Here is a 23,932-nt window from a genome sequence, read left to right on the forward strand (position 1 = left end):
AAACGCTGGCCGAGGTGCAGCAAAACGCGCCCATCGCCGCGACCAAACCGGCCGACGACGAAGCCGTCAAGAAGGCCAAGATCGAGGCCGCCATGCTTCGCGCCCAGCTACGCAAGCTAGAAAAGCTGGAGAGCCGCGACGAGCAGCAACAAGCGGAGCTGACACGCTTGCAAACCCAGCTGGCCCAGGCCGAGCAAACGCTCGCTGCCGCACAGCAAAGCGCACCCGTCACACCGAAGAAGGTAGCCGGCGACGATGCACTGAAAAAAGCCAAGATCGAACTGGCAATGAAGCGCGCCGAATTGAAGAAAGCCGAAAAAGCCGGCGCCGATGAGGCCGAACTCAGCAAGCTGCGCGATGGCCTGGCCAGTGCCGAACAGGCCCTGCATGCCGCCGAGGAAAAATCCGCCAAGCCCGCACCGGAGCTGGTTCGCACCGACAAGCGCCCGATTGACGAGCAGGCCCGTGCACTGAAGACCGAAGTGGCCTTCGCCCGCGCCGATCTGCGCAAGTTGGAGCGCGACGCCGACAGCGATACCGCCTTTGTCGAGGCCGCTCGCCTACGTCTGAACGAGGCCGAGCGCAAGCTGCAGGAACACACCGACTCATAAGTAGCGGCGCCCCAGGCGCAACTATCCGGGAGCGGCGATTTTCATGAAACCGCACCCTGCACCCATTCGACCGGAGAGCCAATGGCCCTGCCACGCATCACCTCACCGCACGCCACCGGCAGCAACCGCACCCAGCGGGTCATGCTGCTGGTGCTGGCTGCCACACTGCCTGGCGTGATCGTCCTCACCTGGCTCTATGGCGCCGGCACGCTGATCAACCTTTGCTGGGCCAGCGCCGTCGCGCTGGGTTTCGAAGCGCTGTTGCTCAAGGTTCGGCAACGTCCTGTGCAGTTCTTTCTGCGCGATGGCAGCGCCCTGGTTACCGCCGTGCTGCTGGCACTGGCGCTGCCGCCCTACTCGCCGTGGTGGCTCACGCTGATCGCCACCGGCAGCGCCATCGTCTTCGGCAAGCAGCTCTACGGCGGGCTGGGACAGAATCCATTCAATCCCGCCATGATCGGTTACGTCGTGGTGCTGGTCTCGTTCCCGGTGGAAATGACTACCTGGCCGGTGCCGCATGGCGTCGGCCTGGGCTCCGGCCTGCAGCATATCCTCGGCATCACCGCGCTACCCGATGGCTGGAGCCAGGCCACAGCATTGGACGTGATGAAGCTGAACCGGAGCCTGACCGTCGAGGAGCTCTGGGCCAACTCGGCGTTCGGGCATTTTGGTGGTATCGGCTCGGAAGTGGTCAACCTGGCGTTCCTAGCCGGCGGGCTGTTTCTGCTGCACAAGCGGCTGTTCAGCTGGCACGCGCCGGTGGGCATGCTCGCGGCGCTGGCGCTGATGAGCCTGGTGTTCTGGAACGGTTCGGGCTCCGATAGCAACGGCTCACCGCTGTTCCACCTGCTCAGCGGCGCCACCATGCTCGGCGCCTTCTTCATCGTGACCGACCCGGTCAGCGGCGCGACTAGCACCTTGGGGCGGCTGATCTTCGGAGCCGGCGTTGGCATCCTGGTCTATGTCATCCGCGCCTGGGGCGGCTATCCGGACGGCGTCGCCTTCGCCGTGTTGCTGATGAACCTGGCGGCACCAACCATCGACTACTACACCCGCCCGCGCACTTACGGCCACCGCAAGGCCGAGCGCGGCTTCAAGCTGGGCGAATGACATGATCCTTCCCGAACTCAGCCGCTCGATGTACAAGAACGCCTTGGTGCTGGGGCTGTTCGCGGTCGTCACCGTGGGCGCGGTAACGCTGTTGCAGCAATTCACCTCCGAACGCATCCAGGCTTCCGAGCGCGCGGCTCAGCTGCGCGCCCTGAACGAAATTCTGCCTCGTGGCAGCTACGACAACCAGTTGCTCGACAGCAGCCTTGATATCCAGCACCCGCTGCTCGGCACCCGACAACCACTTCCGGCCTATATCGCAAGCAAGGACGGCGAACCCAGTGCAGTGATCCTCCAGGCTATCGCGCCGGATGGCTACAGCGGCGCGATCCATCTGCTGATCGGCGTACTCGCCGATGGTCGCATCGCCGGCGTGCGCGTGGTCCGGCATCGCGAAACGCCCGGCCTGGGCGATAAGATCGAGCTGGCCAAAAGTCAGTGGATACGCAGCTTTGAGGATCGCTCACTGACCGACCCGACTTCATCCGGCTGGGCAGTGAAGAAGGACCGTGGCGAATTCGACCAGTTCGCCGGCGCCACCATCACACCCCGTGCCGTGGTTGGCGCCGTGCACCGCGCCCTGCAGTATTTCGATGCGCACAAGGACGAACTGCTCGGCGCCAGTACCCACCCGGTTGAGCCCGGGCAGGCGCTGCCGGAGTTGAGCGAACCCGACGAAGCGACCAGCCACTCCCGCGCTGGCGGCGCTGCAACCCGTGATGACATGCAGATCACTGATCCACAGCCCGAACAGACAGGTGACACGCCATGAGCACGCCCAGCTATCGCGAACTGAGCATCAACGGCCTGTGGAAGAACAACCCGGCGCTGGTGCAGCTGCTGGGCCTCTGCCCGCTGCTCGGGGTCAGCAACTCGGCGGTCAACGCCCTCGGCCTTGGCCTGGCCACAGCGCTGGTGCTGGTCTGCTCCAACCTCGGCGTGTCGCTGGTGCGCGGCGTGGTCAACACGGCGGTCCGCCTGCCGGCCTTCGTGATGATCATCGCGGCGCTGACCACCTGTATCGAACTGCTGATGCAGGCCTACACCTACGAGCTCTACCAGATCCTCGGTATCTTTATCCCGCTGATTACCACCAATTGCGTGATCCTCGGTCGCGCCGATGGCTTCGCCGCCAAGCACAATCCGCTGATCGCCAGCTTCGACGGCCTGGTCATGGGGCTAGGTTTCGCGCTGGTGCTGCTGGTGCTGGGCGGCCTGCGCGAACTGTTCGGTACCGGTGCGCTGTTCGCCAACATGCACCTGCTGTTCGGTCCCATCGCCGCCGACTGGCAGATCACGCTGCTCAGCGACTACAAGGGCTTCCTGCTGGCGATCCTGCCGCCCGGCGCCTTCATCGTGCTCGGCCTGCTAATCGCCATGAAGAACCGCATCGATTTCCAATTGGCCGAGCGCGCCAAAGCGCAGCAGCCGGAATTACCAGTGCAGAGCCGCCGGGTACGGGTAACCGGAGTGATCGAGTAACCATGAATGCTGAAAAACGCCGGGAGATCTTTCGTCGCTTCCACGAGGACAACCCCGAGCCCAAGACCGAGCTAGCCTACAGCACGCCGTTCGAGCTGCTGATCGCGGTGATTCTTTCGGCGCAGGCCACCGACGTCGGCGTCAACAAGGCCACGGCCAAACTCTACCCGGTCGCCAACACGCCGGAGGCGATCTACGCGCTGGGCGTCGAGGGGCTGTCGGAGTACATCAAGACCATCGGCCTATACCGGGGCAAGGCGAAGAACGTCATCGAGACCTGCCGCATCCTCATCGAGAAGCACCGCAGCCAGGTCCCGGATAACCGAGAAAACCTCGAAGCCCTGCCCGGCGTTGGCCGTAAGACGGCCAACGTGGTGCTCAACACGGCGTTCCGCCAGTTCACCATGGCCGTCGACACCCATATCTTCCGCGTGGCCAACCGCACCAACATCGCGCCCGGCAAGAACGTGCTGGAGGTCGAGCGCAAGCTGATCAAGTTCGTGCCCAAAGACTACCTGCTCGACGCCCACCACTGGCTGATCCTGCATGGACGCTACGTCTGCAAGGCGCGCAAACCGCAGTGCGGCAGTTGCCGAATCGAAGACCTGTGCGAATACAAGCACAAGACTTCCGACGATTGAGCGAGCAAGTGCAAAACCTATCGGGCGATTGAAAAAATCTTTTTTACGGCCTTGTTTTTTGTCGCTATAAGGTGCGCCAACAACGCGCCTTAGCCGTGGAGTGAACAAGTGTCCGAGAAAGAAGATATCCAGATTGAAGACGACTTCGCCGGTGAAGACGAAGACGATACCGCTGAGGCCCCGGTGGAAGTGGCCAAGACCAACCTGACCAAGCGCCGGATCATCGACAATCTGCTCGAGGAACGTCGTCTGCAGAAGCAGCTCAACGAGTTCGATTTCGATCTGTAAGCAAAAAGCCCCGACTCCGGGGCTTTTTTCGTTCGGTCAGACCGTAAGAATCAGTCCCCGCGGGTCGGCGACAACAGCTCCACCTTGTAGCCATCCGGATCCTCGACGAAAGCCAGGATGCTGCTGCCATGCAGCATCGGCCCCGGCTCGCGGGTGATCTTGCCGCCGCGGCTGCGAATGTCTTCGCACGCCTTGTAGACGTCTTCCACTTCCAGGGCGATATGCCCGTAGCCGGTGCCCAGCTCATAGCTGTCGACGCCCCAGTTATGGGTCAGCTCCAGCACGCTGTTGTGTGCCTCATCACCGTAACCAACGAACGCCAGTGTGAACTTGCCTTCGGGGTAATCCTTGCGGCGCAATAGGGTCATGCCCAGCACTTCGGTGTAGAAGGCGATGGATCTGTCCATGTCGCCGACGCGCAGCATGGTGTGGAGTAGTCTCATCAGGTTTTCTCCTCGTCTAACAATCTGTTCACGATCTAAACGCAAACCCCGGCTCGTGGCCGGGGTTGCGGTGTATCTGTAGGCGCGAGCAGCCCCGCTCCTACGACAGCATCAGAGCGGCGAACGACCCTTGCCGGCGGCGATGCGCAGACGCAGTGCGTTGAGCTTGATGAAGCCCGCAGCATCGGCCTGGTCGTACGCGCCAGCATCGTCCTCGAAGGTGGCAATGTTGGCGTCGAACAGCGACTCGTCGGACTTGCGGCCGGCTACGATCACGTTGCCCTTGTACAACTTCAGGCGCACCACGCCGTTCACCGTCGCCTGGGAAGCATCGATCATTTGCTGCAGCATCAGACGCTCCGGGCTCCACCAGTAGCCGTTGTAGATCAGGCTGGCGTACTTGGGCATCAGCTCGTCTTTCAGGTGGGCGACTTCGCGGTCCAGGGTGATGGACTCGATGGCACGGTGGGCCTTGAGCATGATGGTACCGCCGGGGGTTTCGTAGCAGCCGCGGGACTTCATGCCCACGTAGCGGTTTTCCACGATATCCAGACGACCGATGCCGTTCTCACCGCCAATGCGGTTCAGCTCGGCGAGCACGGTAGCCGGGCTCAGCTCCTTGCCGTCGATGGCGACGATGTCACCGTTGCGGTAGGTCAGCTCGATGTAGGTCGGGGTGTCCGGCGCGGCTTCCGGCGACTTGGTCCAGCGCCACATGTCTTCTTCGTGCTCGGTCCAGGTGTCTTCCAGCACGCCGCCTTCATAGGAGATGTGCAGCAGGTTGGCATCCATGGAGTACGGCGACTTCTTCTTGCCGTGGCGCTCGATCGGGATGGCGTGCTTCTCGGCATAATCCATCAGCTTCTCACGGGACAGCAGGTCCCACTCGCGCCACGGCGCGATGACCTTGACGCCCGGCTTGAGCGCATAGGCGCCCAGCTCGAAACGCACCTGGTCGTTGCCCTTGCCGGTGGCACCGTGGGAGATGGCGTCTGCGCCGGTCTCGTTGGCGATCTCGATCAGACGCTTGGCGATCAGCGGACGGGCGATGGAAGTACCCAGCAGGTACTCGCCTTCGTAAACGGTGTTGGCGCGGAACATCGGGAAGACGAAATCGCGGACAAACTCTTCGCGCAGATCGTCGATGTAGATTTCGTCGACGCCCATGGCCTTGGCCTTGGCGCGAGCCGGTTCGACCTCCTCGCCCTGGCCGAGGTCGGCAGTGAAGGTCACCACTTCGCAGTTATAGGTATCTTGCAGCCACTTGAGAATCACCGAGGTGTCCAGGCCACCGGAATACGCCAGGACTACCTTCTTTACGTCGGCCATTGCCATCCACTCCCGGGATTGAAGGAAAGCGGCAATTCTACTGGTCGCGACGCGGGTTTTATAGGGGCGCGAGCTTCGCTGCAGCTCAGGACGACGGAGTAGCCTGCTCGGCAGCCGCGGTCGTGGTATCCGGCGCGCGCTCGAGCCGCAACGCCACCCGGCGGTTCTTGGCGCGATTGGCCGCGCTGCTGTTGGACACCAGCGGGTAGCGCTCGCCATGGAAACGCACCGTGATCTGCTCCTTCGGCACGCCATTGGCGATCAAGTATTGCTCGACGGCCAGCGCACGGCGACGGGAAAGGTCGCGGTTGGTGAGCCGGTTGCCACTGTTGTCCGAGTGGCCATCGAGCTGGATGCGATTGACGCTCGGGTCGGCCTTGAGGAACTGCAGGATGATGTCGAGCTTGGCACGCCCCATGTCATCCAGCGCCACATCGCTGGTAGGGAAACCGACCTGCGACTGACGAATCTGATCGAAGCTGACCGGCAGCAACTTGGCCGTACAAGCGCGGTAATCTTCGTACGCCTTGCCGAAACGCGCCGGCAACAGACGCACCTCGAGCGCTTCACCACCATGACGCGTGTGATGGCGCACCACCGGGCTCCGTCCTTCCAGCAGGCCACTAAGCAGCCGCCCAGCTTGCAGATGCGAGCTGTTGAAGGGAATCTCGCCACCACCCACCGACACTACTCCCAGGTTGATATCGCTGCGTGCGGGATGCCAGGGCGCCGCCGCCGCCAACAAGGTCGCCGAGCCGTTGCCCAACCAGCGATCCGGCGACTGCAGACGGAAAACAGCCTGTTCGCCGGCCCGGCGGACAAACTCACCGGTGCCGAAACCGGCAATCGGCTGTACCAGCCGGCATTCGAACTGATCGCCTTCGACCTGCCACTCCACCCTCTCCAGACGGGTCTGGAAAGTAAGGGCATTGGCCGGCGAAGCCAGCAGGCAAGCCAGGATAAGAAGGCGCAGTCGCACGATGGACTCCAGGGGCAAAGCAGTCTCATGGATATCGGACCGGGTCGGGGAAACTTGAGGCGCCGGGGCCGGCGACGTGGCTGGGTCAAATCGTGGTATCGCACGGCGCAACACGCATCCGTTAGCATTCACCTCCGAACCGACATGAGTAAGCCGATGATCGTCCGCCCGAAAACCTGCGCCAGGAGCTCACCCATCAGCTGGGCTTTTGCGCTCGTGCTGCTCAGCGGCTTCCTGGGCGGATGCACCTTGCCTGATCTCGATGGTCGCATCGCCTCATCCGCACTGAGCCAGGGAGAAGGCACCGATACGGCGCTTGGCCGCGCCATATCGCCGCGCGGCCAGGCCCATCCGGGCAAGACCGGCATTCATGCGCTGATCGACCCGCACGACGCCGTCGCCGCCCGGGCGCTACTGGCCAGAGGCGCTGAAAAGACACTGGACGTGCAGTACTACATCTGGCGCGGCGACATCACCGGAACCCTGTTGTTCGATGAGCTGCGTGCCGCCGCGGAGCGAGGGGTGCGGGTCCGTCTGCTGCTTGATGACAACGGCACTGCCGGGCTCGATGCCGAGCTGGCGGCGCTCGATAGTCATCCAAATATCGAGATCCGGCTGTTCAATCCCTTCGTGATTCGCACGCCCAAGGCGATCGGTTATCTGACCGATTTCATGCGAGCCAACCGCCGCATGCACAACAAGTCATTCACCGCTGATAACCAGGCCACCATCATTGGCGGGCGCAACGTCGGCGACGAGTACTTCGGGGCGACCGATGGCGTTCTATTCGCTGATCTGGATGTGCTGGCCATTGGTTCGGTGGTCGCTGACGTCTCCAGCGACTTCGACCGCTACTGGGCCAGCGACTCCTCGTACCCGATCGACCTGATCCTGCCCGAAGCAGGCGCGCAACAGTTGCAGCAGTTCGCCGATGCAGCCGCCAGTATGGCCAGTGCCCCTGCCGCTACCGAGTATGTCCGGGCGATCCGCGATTCGGCGTTCATCGCGCACTTGCTGCGCGGTGATCTGGCATTCGAATGGGCCGCTACCCGGATGGTCAGCGACGACCCGGCCAAAGGCCTCGGCCAGGCCGAACCCGATGGGCTGCTGACCCACCAGCTCGGCGAAATCCTCGGCGAGCCGCAAGGGCATATCGAACTGGTCTCGCCCTATTTCGTACCGACCGCCGCCGGTACCGAGGCCTTCGTACAGATGGCCGAACGCGGCGTGCAAATTCGCGTGCTCACCAACTCGTTGGCGGCCACGGATGTTGCGGCCGTGCATGCCGGTTATGCCAAGCGCCGCAAGGATCTGCTTGAAGCGGGCATTCGGCTCTACGAGCTGCGCCGCACGTCACCGAAAAACGACCACATCGAAGGCCGCGGCCCGTTCGGCAGCTCCGCCTCCAGCCTACATGCCAAGACCTTTGCCGTGGATCAGACGAGGGTGTTCGTGGGCTCGTTCAATTTCGATCCACGCTCGGCCAACCTCAACACCGAGCTGGGCTTCGTGATCGAAAGCCCGAGCATGGCGCTGGCCATCGAACAGGCATTCGACAAAACCATCCCTGCCAGCTCTTATGAAGTCAGGCTAAACGAATCAGCCGAACTTTATTGGCTGGAGCAACGCGATGGTCAGCAGTTGCGCCATGATAGCGAGCCGGAAACGAGCGTCTGGAAAAGAGCCGTCGTATCGTTTCTATCGAGTCTTCCAATCGAGTGGATGCTTTGAAGCCGAACAGCGCATCACCCCGCCAGACAGCCGAGGCTCCCGAACGCGCCTCGGCGCCAAGCCCGAGCGCGCTGGTCGGGAGGTCGCTGATCATTTGCGAACACTGCGATTCGGTGTACCAGCGCCCTACCCTGGCACGCCGGCAGACAGCCCATTGCCAGCGCTGCGGCGCGCTGCTGGAAAAAGCCCGACATCTGAACGCCGATCAACTGCTGGCGCTCACGCTGGCTGCCGCGATCCTGTTCCTGTTCGCCAATGCCTTCCCCATCATGCAGATAGGCATGCAGGGGCTCAGCAACGAGGCAACGCTGTGGGGGACCGTCGAAGCGCTGGCCCAGGGGCAAATCACGCCCATTGCGCTGGTTGCGGGCCTGAGCATCATCTTCGCGCCGGGCCTGCAGATCATCCTGCTGGCATGGGTGCTGGTACATGCGCGTAGCGGCCGGATCGCACCGGCCTTCCGAACCTGCATGCGAGCGCTGGAACATCTGCGGCCCTGGAGCATGCTGGAGGTGTGCCTGCTGGGGATTCTCGTCGCCATCATCAAGCTCGGCGGCATGCTCGACGTGCATCCCGGCATCGGCCTCTGGGCCATGGCCATTCTGACCATCCTTATCCTGCTGATAGCCGGCCGCGACGTGCGCGGCCTGTGGGACGATCTGCAGGTGCCGATACGATGACACAACCTCCATACGCCTCAGAGTTGGGCGTGCAGCTGTGCCACGACTGCGGCTTGGCATGCCGCGCGGAAGATGGCGACTGTCCACGCTGCGACGCGCCGCTGCACCGACGCAAACCGAACAGCATCCCGCGCACCTGGGCGCTGTTGGTCGCCGCACTGATCCTCTATGTGCCGGCCAACACGCTGCCGGTGATGTACACAGATATGTTCGGCAGCGGCAGCGAAAACACCATTCTCAGCGGCGTGATCGAGTTCTGGAAAGACGGCTCCTGGGACATCGCGCTGCTGATCTTCATTGCCAGCGTCGGCGTGCCCTGCATGAAGTTCTTCGTGCTCGGCATGCTGCTGATCAGCGCCCAGCGACGCAGCCGCTGGGCCATGCGCGAACGCGCGCGGCTGTACCGTTTCATCGAAATCATCGGCTACTGGTCGATGCTCGATGTGCTGGTGGTCGCACTGGTCGCGGCACTGGTGCAATTCCGCGCGCTGAGCACCATCGAGCCGCGTCTGGGTATTTTGTTCTTCGGCCTGGTCGTGGTGCTGACGATGATGGCCTCGATGAGCTTCGATCCGCGATTGATCTGGGATGCAGAGAAAGACGATGTCAGATAACCCTCACCACACCGAATCACCTGCCGGCACGCCCGAGATCAGGCATCGGCCGGTCCGCGTCTCGCTGGTCTGGCTGGTGCCCATCGCCGCCGCGCTGGTGGGCTTTTCCATGGTCATGCAGAACTGGCTTTCTGCCGGGCCGCAAATCACCGTGAGCTTCGAGACCGCCGAAGGGCTCGAAGCCAACAAGACACAGGTCAAGTACAAGAACGTGGTCATCGGCCAAGTCACCGCCATCAACCTCAGCGAGGATCACACCCGCGTCATCGCCACGGTCGAGCTGGATCAGCACGCCGAGCCTTTCACTCGTGAAGACACCAAATTCTGGGTCGTGCGGCCGCGCATCGGCGCCAGTGGTGTATCCGGCGTCGACACCCTGCTGTCCGGCGCCTTCATTGGGGCCGATGCCGGGCGCGCAGAGGAAACCCGTCGCGAATTCCTCGGCTTGGAAGCACCACCACCGGTGACCTTCGGCGCCGAAGGCAAGCAGTTCACCCTGCGCAGCGATAATCTCGGTTCACTCGGTGTCGGCTCGCCGCTGTACTTCCGCCGCCTTCAGGTCGGCCAGGTGATCTCGTTCGGGCTGGCCGACGATGGCAAGGGCGTCCAGGTTCAGGTATTCGTCAACGCCCCTTACGATCGCTTCGTCACCGACGACACGCGCTTCTGGAACGCCAGTGGCGTCGATGTTTCCGTCGCTGCAGATGGCCTGCGGGTCAACGCCGAGTCGCTCTCGACCATACTCGCCGGCGGCATCGCCTTCCGCGCCCCTAACTACAGCCCCGACGCCAGCCCGGCCGCGCCGGACAGCGAGTTCACGCTGTTTGCCGACGTGCGCCAGGCGATGGCGCCCGCCGATGGCCCACCGCGCTACGTGCAGATGCGCTTCGACCAGACCCTGCGCGGGCTGAACGTCGATGCGCCAGTAGAATTTCTCGGCGTCCCCATCGGCCGCGTGGTCTCGGTCAAGCTCGACTATGACGAAAAGAACAAAAGCTTCCCTGCTGTGGTCGGCGCGGTGATCTACCCCAGTCGGCTGGGCGCCGCGCATGACAAACTGTCCCAGACCCTGGGCGGCGATACTGAAGAACACACCGCCCGCCTCATGCAAATGTTCGTCGACCGCGGCCTGCGGGCGCAGGCACGCACCGGCAATCTGCTCACCGGCCAACTGTACATCTCACTGGATTTCGACCCGCGCGCGCCCAAGGTCGCCTTCGATCAGCATGCCCGGCCCATGGTCATCCCGACCATCGCCGGCAGCTTCGACAAACTGCAGGAGCAACTGCAGGCCATGGTCGACAAGCTCAGCAAGCTGCCCATCGAAACGCTGGCCGACAACCTGAATGGCAGTCTCGACGAGCTGCGCCAAACCTTGAAGCAGGTCAACGGCGATGTTCTGCCGCAGCTGCAGCGCACCCTGGAGCGATCGGAGCAGACCCTGCAGAACGCCAACCAGGCACTTGCTGAAGACTCGCCACAGCGCCAGCAACTAGGCGATACCCTCAAGGAAGTCCAGCGCGCAGTACGCTCCGTGCGGACACTGTCGGACTACCTCAGCCGTCACCCCGAATCGCTGATCCGCGGCCGCAGCGGCGACGAAACACCGGCGAACTACAAAGGCCAAGCCACCTCGCGAGAACTGAATTCGGAGCACCAGCCATGAATCTGCGCCCCTCTCTGCTCATACTCGCCGGCGCGTTCGTCCTGAGCGCCTGCAGCTCGACCCCGACGCGCTATCACACACTCATCGCCGCCCAGCCGCACATGACCGAAGCACCAGCCGAGGCGACCGGATTCCAGTTGCAGGTGCTACCGGTGCGCATTCCGGTACAGACGGACCAGCCGAGCCTGGTGGTGCGCGAAAGCGATGGCCGCCTGGCGATCCTGGAAACCGCACTCTGGGCCTCGCCCCCTGCAGACGAATTCCACGATGCGCTAGCGATCGAACTGGAACAGCGCCTCGGCGTGCGTGACCTGGCAGGTCTGCCTGGCCGGACGAACGTTCCAATGTTGAGCCTGCGCACCGACGTTCGTCGCTTCGATTCGCTGCCCGGCCGGCATGCTGCCCTGGACGTCATGTGGAGCCTGGAACTGAGCGAGCGCGGCCGGCAGAGCCGGGCGCTGACCTGCGCCAGCGTGATCCACGAACAGGCCGGCAGCGAGGTGGACAGCCTGGTACTGGCCCACCAGCATGCCATCGCCGGGCTGGCGACCACCATCGCCCGAACGGCACGCCAATGGGCAGCGAATCCCGACAGCGACTGCCCGCAGCCATAGCTGCCGGTACCGCCCGAGGCCCGCTCCATCCAGTCGAGCTAATAGTCTTCCGGTCGGAAGCGGGCCAGCGGATTTTCCGGTAGCATTCGCGCACGTTCGATCCGCCTGGAAATCTGCATGTCCGACCGTATCACCCTTCTTCGTCCCGACGACTGGCATATCCATCTGCGCGACGGCGCAGCGCTGCCGCACACCGTGGCGGACGCCGCGCGCCAGTTCGCTCGCGCGATCATCATGCCAAATCTCGTGCCGCCGGTGCGCAACGCCGCCGAAGCCGATAGTTATCGCCAGCGGATCATCGCCGCCCGTCCGAAGGGCAGCGCCTTCGAGCCGCTGATGGTGCTCTACCTGACCGACGGCACGCAGCCTGACGACGTGCGCGCAGCCAAGGCCAGCGGCTATGTGTATGCCGCCAAGCTCTACCCGGCTGGCGCGACGACCAACTCGGCGTCCGGCGTGACCCGCATCGACAATATCTTCCCGGTGCTGGAAGCCATGGCCGAGGTCGGCCTGCCGCTCTTGGTCCATGGAGAGGTAACTCGCTCGGAAATCGACATCTTCGATCGCGAGAAATACTTCATCGAAGAGCAGCTGGGCCGGATCACAGAGCGCTTCCCGACGCTGAAGGTCGTGTTCGAACACATCACCACTCGCGATGCCGTGCAGTTCGTCGAGGCCGCCGGTAGCAACGTGGGCGCCACGATCACCGCACATCACCTGCTCTACAACCGCAACCACATGCTGGTGGGCGGGATTCGCCCGCACTTCTTCTGCCTGCCGATCCTCAAGCGCAACGTCCACCAGGAAGCCCTGCTGGACGCCGCAACCAGCGGCAGCCCGAAATTCTTCCTCGGCACGGACTCGGCACCTCACGCCCAGCATGCCAAGGAAAACGCCTGCGGCTGTGCCGGCTGCTACACCGCCTATGCCGCGATCGAGCTTTATGCCGAGGCATTTGAGCAGCGCAGCGCACTGGATCGCCTGGAAGCCTTCGCCAGCCATTTCGGCGCCGATTTCTACGGTCTGCCACGCAACACCGAGGAGATCACGCTGGTGCGCGAACCCTGGAATGTGCCTGGCCACCTGCCCTTCGGGGAGCACAACGTCGTGCCCCTACGCGCGGGTGAAACCCTGCAATGGCGTCTGGAGGCAAGCGCATGAGTGAGGACTCGTTCGACGACGACCTGGAAAACAACCTCTCGGGAAAACCGCGCTCGCCCATGGCACGACGCTTTCGCGGCTTCCTGCCGGTCGTAGTCGACGTCGAATGCGGTGGCTTCAATTGCGCTACCGATGCTCTATTGGAAATCGCTGCGGTGACTATCGGCATGGACGAACAGGGCCTGCTCTATCCGCAGGAAACGATGTTCTTCCGAGTCGAGCCCTTCGCCGGCGCCAATATCGAAGCCGCCGCGCTCGAGTTCACCGGAATCAAGCTGGATCACCCCCTGCGCATGGCCGTCGCCGAATCCCATGCGATGGGCGAGATCCTGCGCAGCGTACGCAAGGCGGTGAAATCGGCCGGCTGCAAGCGCGCCATCCTGGTCGGCCACAACAGCAGCTTCGACCTGGGCTTTCTCAACGCGGCGATTGCCCGTTGCGACATCAAGCGCAACCCCTTCCACCCCTTCTCCAGCTTCGACACCGCCACCCTCGCCGGCCTTGCCTACGGCCAGACCGTGCTGGCCAAGGCCTGCCAGGCCGCCGGTATCGACTTTGACGGTCGCGAAGCCCATTCGGCCCGCTACGACACCGAGAAGACCGCCGAGCTGTTCTGCGGAATCGTCAATCGGTGGAAGGAAATGGGTGGCTGGGAAGAGTTCGACGAATAAGCTCAAAACGGAGGTGATGCCCGTAGGGCGGGCCGGGCAGCGCTCCGTTTCGGCCCACCAAAAGCCGCGGTCGACACGGGTGTCATTGCCCCCCTAGTGGGACGGTGGGCTGAAGCGCACCCTACCTACTCCCACAAACGAAAAAGGCCAGTCATAAGACTGGCCTTTTTGCATCCAAGGTCGCTTACAGCGGCTTGCCGCGATTGCCGTGTTCGCTCACGAAAGCCTGCATGGCCTTGATGTCGTTCGCCAGGACGGTGGAACGCTCCGGACGCTCGAACAGGTCGGCCAGATGCGCCGGCAATTCCAGCGCCTTGCCGACACCGGCCTTCTCCACCGCCTCGGGAAATTTCACCGGATGCGCGGTACCCAGCGTCACCATCGGCGTCGACAGGCTGCGACGGCATTCACGGGCGGCGTAGACGCCAATTGCAGTGTGCGGATCGAGCAGTTCGCCCGTCTTGGCGAACACTTCGGCAATGGTGTTGCAGGTCTGCTCGTCGTCCACGGCCAGGGAATCGAACAGCTTGCGTGCTTCGGTCCAGCGCTCTTCCTCGACCGACAGCTTGCCGCTGGCCTTGAAGGCGCTCATCAGCTCAGCCACGGCAGCGCCGTTGCGGCCGTGCAGGTCGAACAGCAGGCGCTCGAAGTTGGACGAGACCATGATGTCCATCGATGGCGACAGCGACGGATGCAGGGTGTCCTTGTCGTAGCGGTTGCCGCTCATGAAACGGTGCAGAATGTCGTTGCGGTTGGTCGCAACCACCAGCTGGCTGATCGGCAGGCCCATGTTGCGCGCCAGGTAACCAGCGAAGATGTCGCCGAAGTTGCCGGTGGGCACCGAGAACGCCACGGAACGCGCCGGGCCACCCAGCTGCAAGGCTGCATGGAAGTAGTAGACGATCTGAGCCATGATCCGCGCCCAGTTGATCGAGTTCACCGCCACCAGACGCGTGCCCTTGAGGAAGCCCTGGTCAGCGAAGCTGTCCTTGACCATCTCCTGGCAGTCATCGAAGTTGCCCTCGATGGCGATGTTGTGGATGTTGTCACCGAAGATGGTGGTCATCTGCCGACGCTGCACTTCCGAAACACGGTTGTGCGGATGCAGGATGAAGATGTCGACGTTATCGCAACGGCGGCAACCTTCAATGGCCGCCGAGCCGGTGTCACCCGAGGTGGCGCCGATGATCACTACGCGCTCGCCGCGCTTGGCCAGGACGTAGTCAAGAAGGCGACCGAGCAGCTGCAGGGCGAAGTCCTTGAACGCCAGGGTCGGGCCATGGAACAACTCCATCACCCACTCGTTGCCGTCCAGCTGGCGCAGCGGCGCGACCGCGCTATGCGCGAATACGCCATATGTGTCTTCTAGAATCTGCTTGAAATCGGCGTCCGGAATGCTGCCAGCCACGAACGGGCGCATCACCTTGAATGCCAGCTCGTGGTACGGCAGGCCGGCCCAGGAAGCGATTTCCTCGACGGTGAAGCGCGGCAGGTTTTCCGGCACGTAGAGGCCGCCGTCGCTGGCCAGCCCGGCCAGCAGCACGTCTTCGAAATTCAGGGCCGGAGCCTGACCACGGGTACTGATGTAGCGCATTGTTCAAACCTTCGGTTTGAGCCTGCAGCCCTGAAGCTCGAGCCTGAGGCCTGGCGATTCGCCCTGGCTTCCAGCTCCCAGCTTCCAGCTTCCAGCTCTGGTTAATTCAGCTGTTCCACACGAATCCGCACGACCTTGTCGACCACATCATCGAGCGTCTCGAGTGCCGATATGGCCTCATCGATGCGCTGCTCGACCACACGATGGGTCACCAGAATGACCGGCACCAGTCCGTCATGGACTTCCGCTTCCTTCTGCATGATCGATTCGATATTGATGCCGCGCTCGGACAGGATGGTCGCGACCTGGGCCAGCACGCCTGGATGATCCTTGGCCTGGATGCGCAGATAGTAGGCACTCTCGCAGGCGGTGACCGGCAGGATCGGATGAGCCGACAGGGAATCGGGCTGGAACGCCAAGTGCGGCACGCGGTTGTTCGGGTCGGTAGTCAGCGCTCGCGCCACGTCCACTAGGTCGGCAACCACGGCCGAGGCGGTTGGCTCCATGCCGGCGCCTGCACCGTAATAGAGCGTCGAGCCCACCGCATCACCATTGACCATCACCGCATTCATCACGCCGTTGACATTGGCGATAAGCCGGTCGGCGGGGATCAGCGTCGGGTGCACCCGCAGTTCGATACCAGCGTCGGTCCGGCGCGCGACGCCCAGGTGCTTAATGCGATAGCCCAGCGCCTCAGCGTAATTCACGTCGGCCGTGGTCAGACGCGAAATACCCTCGGTATAGGCCTTGTCGAACTGCAGCGGGATGCCGAAGGCGATGGACGCCAGGATGGTCAGCTTGTGCGCGGCATCGATGCCTTCGACGTCGAAGGTCGGGTCGGCCTCAGCGTAACCCAGCGCCTGCGCTTCCTTGAGCACATCCTCGAAGGCACGGCCCTTCTCGCGCATCTCGGTGAGAATGAAGTTGCCGGTGCCATTGATGATACCGGCCAGCCAGTTGATACGGTTGGCCGCCAGACCTTCGCGGATCGCCTTGATTACCGGAATGCCGCCCGCAACCGAAGCTTCGAAGGCGACGATGACGCCCTGCTCGCGGGCACGGGCGAAGATCTCGTTGCCATGCACGGCGATCAGCGCCTTGTTGGCCGTGACCACGTGCTTGCCGTTCTCGATGGCCTTGAGCACCAGTTCGAGAGCCAGGGTGTAGCCGCCGATCAGCTCGACGATGATGTCGATTTCAGGATTGTTGGCGACGGCAAAAACATCGTCGGTAATGGAAATGGAGCCGGTGTCGCACTTGGGGTTGGGCTGTCGGGTCGCGATCTGCGCAACCTCGATTCCACGCCCGGCACGGCGGGCAATCTCCTCGGCGTTGCGCTTGAGCACATTGAAGGTTCCGCCACCGACGGTTCCCAGCCCACAGATGCCAACTTTCACCGGTTTCAAGCTGCACTCCCCATTCCCAGCGAACGGCCGGATGCACCAGCCGAACAAAAGAGTCGCACATTACGAATCGGCAGGGTTTTAGTCAAATCGCTGCGCGAAACGGCGGGCTGGCGACGCGCTAGTCTTTTGCCCCATCCAAACCCAGGCGCTCATGCCATTGAGCCAGCGACTCGTCTGGATAGTCGGCGAAACACCTGTCGGCGTCGAAGACCTGCGGCTCGACCCAGCTCGCCTTCGAGTCAAGCATCAGGTGAGTATGCTCGGGCGGCGTGGGAAGATCGGTGTCGATAGCCGACGCATGGGGGTGCACCAGCTCCGGCCAGTTGGGATCCCACAACCAGAGCGCGCTGCCGCAGTGCTTGCAGAAATGACGCTCACCGTCGCTGACACGAACTGCACCGGACTGCGGATCGACCATGCGCGCCCGATAGACGCTCAGGTGCTCGCGCCCTTCGACGTTCAGCGTCCGGTGATCGCCGCCCAGGTTGATCGCATAGCCGCCGCCACCTGCCGTCTTGCGACAGATGGAGCAGTAGCAGCGCATGAATGGGTAAGGCGTAGCCGACTCCAGCGAGAAACGCACGGCTTTGCAGTGACAGGAACCTTCAAGCTTCATGATCGCGCCCTCCGTCGGTATTGCAGACTTTGAGCGCTGGGAGCGAGACAGTTCAGTTTGGGCCGACGGGCGTCGCCAGGAAGACGCCGCCTCGTGCGATCACTTGGCTTTGAGAGCGATTTCAGCCAACTGGGGGGCTGGCTGGTAGCCGGGAATGATCTGCCCATCGGCGAGCACGATGGCCGGCGTGCCCTGCACACCTATAAGCTGGCCCAGCTCGTACTGCTCGGCGATCGGATTGTCACATGTGGCTGCGGGAAGCTCCTGACGGGCCTTGGCCTTGTTCATCGCCTCTTGCGGATCCTTGGCGCACCAGACGCTGGTCAGCGTATTGGCACCGTGACTGCCCATTCCCTGGCGCGGAAACGCCATGTAGCGAACTTCTACACCCAGACGGTTCAGTTCCGGCACTTCGCTGTGCAGCTTCTGGCAGTAGCCGCAATCGGTGTCGGTGAACACCGTGATGTGGGTCTTGGGTTTTTCCGGCGCGAAGATCACCATCTGCTTGAGCGGAATCGCATCGATGGCCGCGGCGACCGACTGGCTCTGAGCCTGTTCGGTGAGATTCAGTGCCTGACCATCCTTGAACTGAAACAGATAGCCCTGAATGATGAACTGCCCATCGGCGCTGGCATACAGTTGGCGACCGCCCTTGAGCTGCACCTGGTAGACACCGGGCATTGGGCTTTCGGCGATGGCCTCGATCGGCATATCGGGCTGGATGGACTGCAACGACTGACGGATCGCCTTGTCCGGGTCGGCAGCCATGGAAAAGGAACTGGCCAGGCCCAAAGCCACGGCAGCGAACAGACGAATCACGCGCATGGAAACTCCTGGCGACATCGATCAAGGGGTGGGCGCGAAGATTATCATAGCCACCGTCCAAGCAACTGCCGGGACGGCCTTGGATGATGGGTTTGTGGGCTACAGCGCACCTCGATGGTGGCCGCTGGCCCAACCAGATCGGCCTTACACGTTGCGCTCAAACAATCACTTCGGCCAGCAGGTAGGGAATTCATTCGACCGATGTTCGCATGCTGCCGATTTCCCTCCTCGAGTCCGGTCAGCCTCGCGGATGATGGCGGGCGTGCAGCTCCTGCAGGCGTGCACGGGCGACATGGGTATAGATCTGGGTAGTCGACAGATCGCTGTGACCCAGCAGCATCTGCACGGTGCGCAGGTCAGCACCATGGTTGAGCAAATGCGTGGCGAACGCATGGCGCAGCGTATGCGGCGATATCGTCGCGCTGATACCTGCCACCGAGGCATGCAGTTTGATTCGGTGCCAGAAGGTCTGTCGGGTCATCTGAGTGCCACGCAGGCTTGGAAACACCACATCGCTCGGCTTGTCGCCCAGCAACAGGCCGCGAGCCTGACGAAGGTAACGCTCGAGCCAGTGCAAGGCCTCTTCTCCCAGCGGTACCAGACGCTCTTTGTTGCCCTTGCCGAGAGTGCGCAGCACACCCTGACGCAGGTTGATCTGGTCGAGGCTCAGCGAAATCAGCTCGGTCACCCGCAGCCCGCAGGCATAAAGCACTTCCAGCATCGCCCGATCACGCAAGCCGAGCGGGTCGCCAATATCCGGGGCGGCCAACAACGCTTCGACATCCGCCTCGGACAGCGTCTTGGGCAAGGGTTGCCCCAACTGCGGCAGATCGACCTGCAAGGTCGGATCGACACTAATCGATCCCTCGCTCAGCAGAAAACGATAAAAGCTACGTAGGCCAGATATAAAGCGCGCGGTGGAGCGCGCCTTGTAGCCTTTGGCCTGACGCCAGGCGAGATGATCGAGAATTATCACGCGCCCGGCATCTTCCAGCTTCAGGTCACGCTCGGCCAGCCAGCCGTTGAACAGCGCCAGGTCACTGCGATAGGCATCCCGTGTGTTGTCTGACAGCCCCTTCTGCAGCCACAAGGCATCCAGAAAGCGGTCAATTACAGGGGCATCCAAGGCAGGCATGGCGGTATCCGAAAGACTCGACGCGGCAGTGTTTCACAAGGCGCCAGCAAACAGCCAGCGTGGTCAGGCGTGATCAGGCAGTACCGGCACCGGCCGGTTGTCATCGCCCACTGCGACGAAGCTGAAGGTGCCCTTGATGGCCAGCTCGCGTCCGTCGTGATACATGCTCTCGACGAACACCTCGACGTCCACTTTCAGGCTGGTATTGCCCACTTTAACCACGCGGCCGATCAGCTCGACGATGGAACCGGCGGGAATCGGATGATTGAAATCGATTCGATCGGAAGACACGGTAACCAGTGGCAACCGGCAGAAGCGTGTCGCAGTAATGAACGAAACCTCGTCCAGCCAGGCCAGCGCGGTACCGCCGAACAGGGTGTTGTGATGGTTGGTGGTCGGAGGGAATACCGCTTTGGTCACATGCGTGACGGACAAATCAGTACGACGCTGAACTTCAATATCTCTTGGGGTCATGCCACTTCTCGTAAGTAATGTGGCCACCGTGCTGCGAATCTTGTCTTTGTTGTCACGCTACCAGGCACGCCGGCAGGGAACGGAATCAGGGTTTTAACGAAACTTCAAAAAACATCGTAATAACGAAAAAGCAGCCCGAAGGCTGCTCTTTCTTGCAAGGAGCGCAGTCCTCAGGACAGCTTTTCCTTGATACGGGCTGCCTTGCCGGACAGCGCGCGGAGGTAGTACAGCTTGGCCTTGCGAACATCGCCGCGGCGCTTGACGCTGAGGCTGTCGACCATCGGGCTGTAGGTTTGGAAGGTACGCTCCACACCCACACCGTTGGAGATCTTGCGCACGGTGAAGGCACTGTTCAGACCGCGGTTACGCTTGCCGATCACGACGCCTTCGAAGGCCTGCAGACGCTCACGCTCGCCTTCCTTTACCTTGACCTGAACGATCACGGTGTCGCCGGGGGCGAACGGAGGCAGTTCTTTGGTCATCTGCTCGGCTTCGATCGCCTGGATAATCTTGTTGGTCATGCTGTGCTCCTGAGACAAGCCCTTGTAGCCTGCCATCGATACGTTAACTATCGTCCCGCTGATGGATGTATTCCTTCAGCAGCTTCTGTTCTTCTCCAGAAAGCGAGCGGCCATCCAGAAGATCGGCACGGCGTTCCCAGGTCCTTCCAAGGGACTGCTGCAAACGCCAGCGCCGGATGTGTTCGTGATTGCCGCTGAGCAGCACCTCTGGAACACGTTTATCCGCATACACTTCCGGTCGCGTGTAATGCGGGCAGTCGAGCAGGCCGTCGCTAAACGAATCCTCCTCGGCAGAATCAGCATGACCCAGCGCTCCAGGAAGCAATCGGGTCACCGCATCGATCAGCACCATGGCCGGCAGTTCGCCACCGGACAGCACGTAATCCCCAATCGACCATTCTTCGTCGACGTGTGCTTCGATGAAACGCTCGTCGATACCTTCGTAACGCCCAGCGATGAGGATAAGCCCCTCCTCCCTCGCCAGTTCGCGAACATCGGCCTGTTTCAGCTGACGTCCTTGCGGCGAGAGGTAGATCACCTTCGCCTTCTCGCCGGCGGCCTGCCTGGCATCTGCCAACGCAAGCTCCAACGGCTTGATCTTCATCACCATGCCGGGGCCACCACCGAACGGACGATCATCCACCGTCTGGTGCCGATCTTCGGTATAGGCACGCGGGTTCCAGCATCGCAGCTGGAGCAACCCCTGCTTCACCGCGCGACTGGTGATACCGTAGTCACGGATGGCAGCGAACATGTCTGGAAACAGACTGATCACTTCAACACGAAAGCTGGACATGTCGCTCAGAAATCCGCGTCCCATTCGACATGCATCTCGCCTGCTTCCAGATCGACCTTCAACACGCAAGGGTCGGTATAGGGCAGCAGCCGCTCACGATCGTCCAGGCTGCCGTCGCACGGCTTGACCACCAGGACATCGTTGGCACCTGTTTCGAGCAGATGGTCAACCCGTCCGAGCACATGCCCGATCTGGTTGATGACCTTCAGGCCCTGAAGCTGATACCAGTAGTATTCCTCTCCGGTCAGTGGCGGAAGCTCACTACGAGGAATGCAGATCTCGAAGTCGGCGTAGGTTCGCGCAACTTCCCGATCGGTCAACCCTCTCAGCGTAGCCACCAGAATTTTACCCTGGAGACGCCCACTAACCAGCTCGACCTGCTTGACCTCGTCACCTCGCCTGAGCGTCCAGCGACGATAATCCAGCAGATTGTCGATCGGATCGGTAAAGGAATAGACCTTTACGTCACCACGCACGCCATGCACCGAAACGATTTTGCCGATTACGATCAGATCTTCGGCCGGGGCAGACGTTGCGTTCATGCGATTCAGGCAGCGGCCTTGGCAGCTTCCTTCAGCAGCTGAGCAACGCGCTCAGACGGCTGTGCGCCCTGGCTCAGCCAGTAAGCGGCACGCTCCTGGTTTACAGACAGCTTCACTTCCGCACCCGAAGCGATCGGGTTGAAGAAACCGATACGCTCAACGAAGCGACCGTCGCGCGCATTGCGGCTGTTGGTCACGGTCAGGTGGTAGAAAGGGCGCTTCTTGGAGCCGCCACGGGCGAGACGAATAGTTACCATGTGAACATCGTTCCTGTAGTCGGTGCTAACTTAAGGCACACACTTAAAATGGGCCTGGGCCCGAAAGGCCGCGCATTTTACGAGTAAAAGCAGCAAGCTTCAAGCCGCAAGCCACAAGTAAATGCAAAACCCGAACGCGCCGGGTCATTACTCATGGCCTAACAGCCTGGGGCTTGCAGCTGTCGTTCAGAATTTCGGCATCCCGCCGCCGGGGAACATGCCGCCCATGCCGCGCATCATCTTGGCCATGCCGCCCTTGCCGGTGACCTTCTTCATCATCTTCTGCATCTGCTTGTGCTGCTTGATCAGCCGCCCGATGTCCTGCACCTGAGTGCCCGACCCCATGGCGATGCGGCGCTTACGCGAGCCGCTGATGATGTCCGGGTTGCGACGCTCGACGGGCGTCATCGAGTTGATGATGGCTTCCATCTGTTTGAACTGCTTTTCCGCAGCGCCCTGGGCGTTACCCATCTGGGACAGATTCATGCCACCGATCGAGGGCAGCTTGTCCATCAGCCCGCCTAGGCCACCCATGTTCTTCATCTGCTGCAGCTGGTCGCGGAAGTCTTCGAGGTCGAATCCCTTGCCCTTCTTCAGCTTCTTGGTGAGTTTCTCGGCCTTCTCGCGGTCGAGAGTCTGCTCGGCCTGTTCGATCAGGCTGAGCACGTCGCCCATGCCGAGGATGCGCGAAGCGATGCGATCCGGATGGAAAGGCTCAAGCGCATCGCTCTTCTCGCCCATGCCGAGGAACTTGATCGGCTTGCCGGTGATGTGACGCACCGACAACGCGGCGCCACCACGAGCATCACCATCGACCTTGGTCAGCACCACGCCAGTCAGCGGCAAGGCTTCACCGAAGGCGCGGGCTGTGTTCGCGGCGTCCTGACCGGTCATGGCGTCGACCACGAACAGCGTCTCAGCCGGGTTGATGGCGGCATGCACGGCCTGGATCTCCGCCATCATCTCGGCGTCGATGGCCAGGCGACCGGCGGTATCCACCAGCACCACGTCGATGAATTTCAGCTTGGCTTCGCGGATCGCCGCCTGGGCGATCTCTACCGGCTTCTGGCTGGTGTCGGAAGGGAAAAAGGTCACCCCGACTTCAGCGGCCAGGGTCTCGAGCTGCTTGATTGCCGCGGGACGGTAGACATCGGCAGACACCACCAGTACGGATTTCTTCTTACGCTCCTTGAGGAAGCGCGCAAGTTTGCCCACCGTGGTGGTCTTGCCCGCACCCTGCAAGCCGGCCATCAACACTACGGCGGGCGGCGCCACGCTCAGTGCTAGATCTTCGTTGGCCGCCCCCATCAACTCTTCCAGCTCGGCGCGGACGATCTTCACGAATGCCTGGCCTGGCGTCAGGCTTTTAGATACCTCCGTTCCGACCGCCCGATCTTTGACCTTGGCGACGAAATCCTTGACCACCGGCAGCGCGACGTCAGCTTCGAGCAGTGCCATCCGCACTTCGCGCAGGGTGTCCTTGATATTGTCCTCGGTCAGCTTGGCCTTGCCGGTGACATGGCGAAGCGTCTGGGAGAGGCGATCGGTTAGGTTTTCAAACATGTGCCGTTTCCACGCTGGATGTGGTTAAGGCAGCGATTATAGAAGCTGCAAGCCTCGGGCCGGTACCCCGCCGACCGTGCTTTTCATCGCCACAGGCCAGCCAGCGCCAACAACCGAGCACCGCATCATCCGATAACGCGCCCACACACCGAGCCACGCGGCGCCATACCGCTCGCCTACACG

Annotated in this window: 26 protein-coding genes and 1 pseudogene; 13 read left to right on the top strand and 14 right to left on the bottom strand. The window is 62.1% G+C overall.

Translation table 11 applies throughout. The features are described from left to right. From NA645_RS15040 to NA645_RS15065, 6 genes and pseudogenes are all read left to right on the top strand, one after another. Window positions 1-611 (top strand): annotated as a pseudogene (locus NA645_RS15040) (electron transport complex subunit RsxC); the annotation flags it as partial. Between the two features lie 81 nt (window positions 612-692). Continuing rightward, a complete protein-coding gene (locus tag NA645_RS15045) occupies window positions 693-1,721 on the top strand; it encodes an RnfABCDGE type electron transport complex subunit D (RefSeq protein ID WP_256049581.1) in 1,029 nt (342 codons plus the stop codon). Window position 1,722: 1 nt separating this feature from the next. Further along, a complete protein-coding gene (rsxG, locus tag NA645_RS15050; protein ID WP_256049582.1) occupies window positions 1,723-2,493 on the top strand; it encodes an electron transport complex subunit RsxG in 771 nt (256 codons plus the stop codon). Next, window positions 2,490-3,203 carry an electron transport complex subunit E gene (locus NA645_RS15055; protein ID WP_256049583.1) on the top strand — a complete coding sequence of 238 codons (714 nt, stop codon included), beginning with the start codon at window positions 2,490-2,492 and terminating at the stop codon, window positions 3,201-3,203. The genes rsxG and NA645_RS15055 overlap by 4 nt, the downstream gene beginning before the upstream one ends. Window positions 3,204-3,205: 2 nt before the next feature. Next, window positions 3,206-3,844, top strand: a complete 639-nt coding sequence (nth, locus tag NA645_RS15060) for an endonuclease III (RefSeq protein WP_256049584.1) — start codon at window positions 3,206-3,208, stop codon at window positions 3,842-3,844. A 108-nt stretch (window positions 3,845-3,952) separates the two neighbouring features. Continuing rightward, window positions 3,953-4,132 (top strand): PA3496 family putative envelope integrity protein, encoded by a 180-nt coding sequence (locus tag NA645_RS15065; protein WP_131650652.1) that lies wholly within the window; start codon window positions 3,953-3,955, stop codon window positions 4,130-4,132. Between the two features lie 50 nt (window positions 4,133-4,182). Here the strand turns inward: NA645_RS15065 and gloA are convergent, their stop codons facing one another. The 3 genes from gloA to NA645_RS15080 all read right to left on the bottom strand — a co-directional run bounded on the left by gloA (window position 4,183) and on the right by NA645_RS15080 (window position 6,883). Continuing rightward, window positions 4,183-4,575: a lactoylglutathione lyase gene (gene gloA, locus NA645_RS15070; RefSeq protein WP_256049585.1), complete on the bottom strand. Its 393-nt coding sequence runs from the start codon at window positions 4,573-4,575 to the stop codon at window positions 4,183-4,185. A gap of 111 nt (window positions 4,576-4,686) precedes the next feature. Then, window positions 4,687-5,904 (bottom strand): argininosuccinate synthase, encoded by a 1,218-nt coding sequence (locus NA645_RS15075; protein WP_256049586.1) that lies wholly within the window; start codon window positions 5,902-5,904, stop codon window positions 4,687-4,689. 85 nt (window positions 5,905-5,989) lie between these two features. Then, a complete protein-coding gene (locus tag NA645_RS15080; protein WP_256049587.1) occupies window positions 5,990-6,883 on the bottom strand; it encodes a flagellar protein MotY in 894 nt (297 codons plus the stop codon). 144 nt (window positions 6,884-7,027) lie between these two features. On the opposite strand from NA645_RS15080, the gene NA645_RS15085 reads away from it, so the two are divergent. From NA645_RS15085 to rnt, 7 genes are all read left to right on the top strand, one after another. Continuing rightward, window positions 7,028-8,614, top strand: coding sequence for a phospholipase D family protein (locus NA645_RS15085; protein WP_256049588.1), 1,587 nt, complete (start codon window positions 7,028-7,030; stop codon window positions 8,612-8,614). A gap of 71 nt (window positions 8,615-8,685) precedes the next feature. Further along, window positions 8,686-9,294, top strand: a complete 609-nt coding sequence (locus NA645_RS15090) for a paraquat-inducible protein A (protein WP_256049696.1) — start codon at window positions 8,686-8,688, stop codon at window positions 9,292-9,294. Next, the gene (locus NA645_RS15095; protein ID WP_256049589.1) at window positions 9,291-9,908 is read left to right on the top strand and encodes a paraquat-inducible protein A; all 618 of its coding nucleotides are present in this window, start codon (window positions 9,291-9,293) and stop codon (window positions 9,906-9,908) included. Before NA645_RS15090 ends, NA645_RS15095 begins: the two co-directional genes overlap by 4 nt. Continuing rightward, entirely contained in the window at window positions 9,898-11,574 is a 1,677-nt protein-coding gene (locus tag NA645_RS15100) for an intermembrane transport protein PqiB (RefSeq protein ID WP_256049590.1), read from the top strand. Before NA645_RS15095 ends, NA645_RS15100 begins: the two co-directional genes overlap by 11 nt. Further along, complete coding sequence (locus tag NA645_RS15105; protein WP_256049591.1) at window positions 11,571-12,188, top strand: PqiC family protein; 618 nt, start codon at window positions 11,571-11,573, stop codon at window positions 12,186-12,188. Before NA645_RS15100 ends, NA645_RS15105 begins: the two co-directional genes overlap by 4 nt. Window positions 12,189-12,305: 117 nt before the next feature. After that, window positions 12,306-13,349, top strand: a complete 1,044-nt coding sequence (gene pyrC / locus NA645_RS15110) for a dihydroorotase (protein ID WP_256049592.1) — start codon at window positions 12,306-12,308, stop codon at window positions 13,347-13,349. Next, entirely contained in the window at window positions 13,346-14,020 is a 675-nt protein-coding gene (gene rnt / locus NA645_RS15115; RefSeq protein WP_256049593.1) for a ribonuclease T, read from the top strand. The genes pyrC and rnt overlap by 4 nt, the downstream gene beginning before the upstream one ends. Window positions 14,021-14,204: 184 nt before the next feature. Here rnt and thrC read toward each other — a convergent pair whose 3' ends face one another. The 11 genes from thrC to ffh form a co-directional block, all read right to left on the bottom strand. After that, entirely contained in the window at window positions 14,205-15,614 is a 1,410-nt protein-coding gene (gene thrC / locus NA645_RS15120; RefSeq protein ID WP_256049594.1) for a threonine synthase, read from the bottom strand. A gap of 101 nt (window positions 15,615-15,715) precedes the next feature. Continuing rightward, window positions 15,716-17,020 (bottom strand): homoserine dehydrogenase, encoded by a 1,305-nt coding sequence (locus tag NA645_RS15125; RefSeq protein WP_256049595.1) that lies wholly within the window; start codon window positions 17,018-17,020, stop codon window positions 15,716-15,718. A gap of 118 nt (window positions 17,021-17,138) precedes the next feature. Then, entirely contained in the window at window positions 17,139-17,636 is a 498-nt protein-coding gene (locus NA645_RS15130) for a GFA family protein (protein WP_256049596.1), read from the bottom strand. A gap of 99 nt (window positions 17,637-17,735) precedes the next feature. Then, window positions 17,736-18,461 carry a thioredoxin fold domain-containing protein gene (locus tag NA645_RS15135; RefSeq protein WP_256049597.1) on the bottom strand — a complete coding sequence of 242 codons (726 nt, stop codon included), beginning with the start codon at window positions 18,459-18,461 and terminating at the stop codon, window positions 17,736-17,738. Between the two features lie 238 nt (window positions 18,462-18,699). Further along, the gene (gene xerD / locus NA645_RS15140) at window positions 18,700-19,596 is read right to left on the bottom strand and encodes a site-specific tyrosine recombinase XerD (RefSeq protein WP_256049598.1); all 897 of its coding nucleotides are present in this window, start codon (window positions 19,594-19,596) and stop codon (window positions 18,700-18,702) included. Window positions 19,597-19,659: 63 nt separating this feature from the next. Continuing rightward, window positions 19,660-20,070, bottom strand: a complete 411-nt coding sequence (locus tag NA645_RS15145) for an acyl-CoA thioesterase (protein WP_256049599.1) — start codon at window positions 20,068-20,070, stop codon at window positions 19,660-19,662. 170 nt (window positions 20,071-20,240) lie between these two features. Next, the gene (rplS, locus tag NA645_RS15150) at window positions 20,241-20,591 is read right to left on the bottom strand and encodes a 50S ribosomal protein L19 (protein WP_131650668.1); all 351 of its coding nucleotides are present in this window, start codon (window positions 20,589-20,591) and stop codon (window positions 20,241-20,243) included. A gap of 43 nt (window positions 20,592-20,634) precedes the next feature. Beyond that, window positions 20,635-21,387 (bottom strand): tRNA (guanosine(37)-N1)-methyltransferase TrmD, encoded by a 753-nt coding sequence (gene trmD / locus NA645_RS15155; protein WP_256049600.1) that lies wholly within the window; start codon window positions 21,385-21,387, stop codon window positions 20,635-20,637. Window positions 21,388-21,392: 5 nt separating this feature from the next. Beyond that, a complete protein-coding gene (rimM, locus tag NA645_RS15160) occupies window positions 21,393-21,929 on the bottom strand; it encodes a ribosome maturation factor RimM (RefSeq protein ID WP_256049601.1) in 537 nt (178 codons plus the stop codon). Window positions 21,930-21,934: 5 nt separating this feature from the next. Next, entirely contained in the window at window positions 21,935-22,186 is a 252-nt protein-coding gene (gene rpsP / locus NA645_RS15165) for a 30S ribosomal protein S16 (RefSeq protein WP_009867795.1), read from the bottom strand. A gap of 186 nt (window positions 22,187-22,372) precedes the next feature. After that, a complete protein-coding gene (gene ffh / locus NA645_RS15170) occupies window positions 22,373-23,749 on the bottom strand; it encodes a signal recognition particle protein (protein ID WP_131650671.1) in 1,377 nt (458 codons plus the stop codon). Window positions 23,750-23,932: the final 183 nt, after the last annotated feature.

The sequence above is a fragment of the Stutzerimonas stutzeri genome (genome assembly GCF_024448955.1).
In the GTDB taxonomy this organism is placed as follows: Bacteria; Pseudomonadota; Gammaproteobacteria; order Pseudomonadales; family Pseudomonadaceae; genus Stutzerimonas; species Stutzerimonas stutzeri_AQ.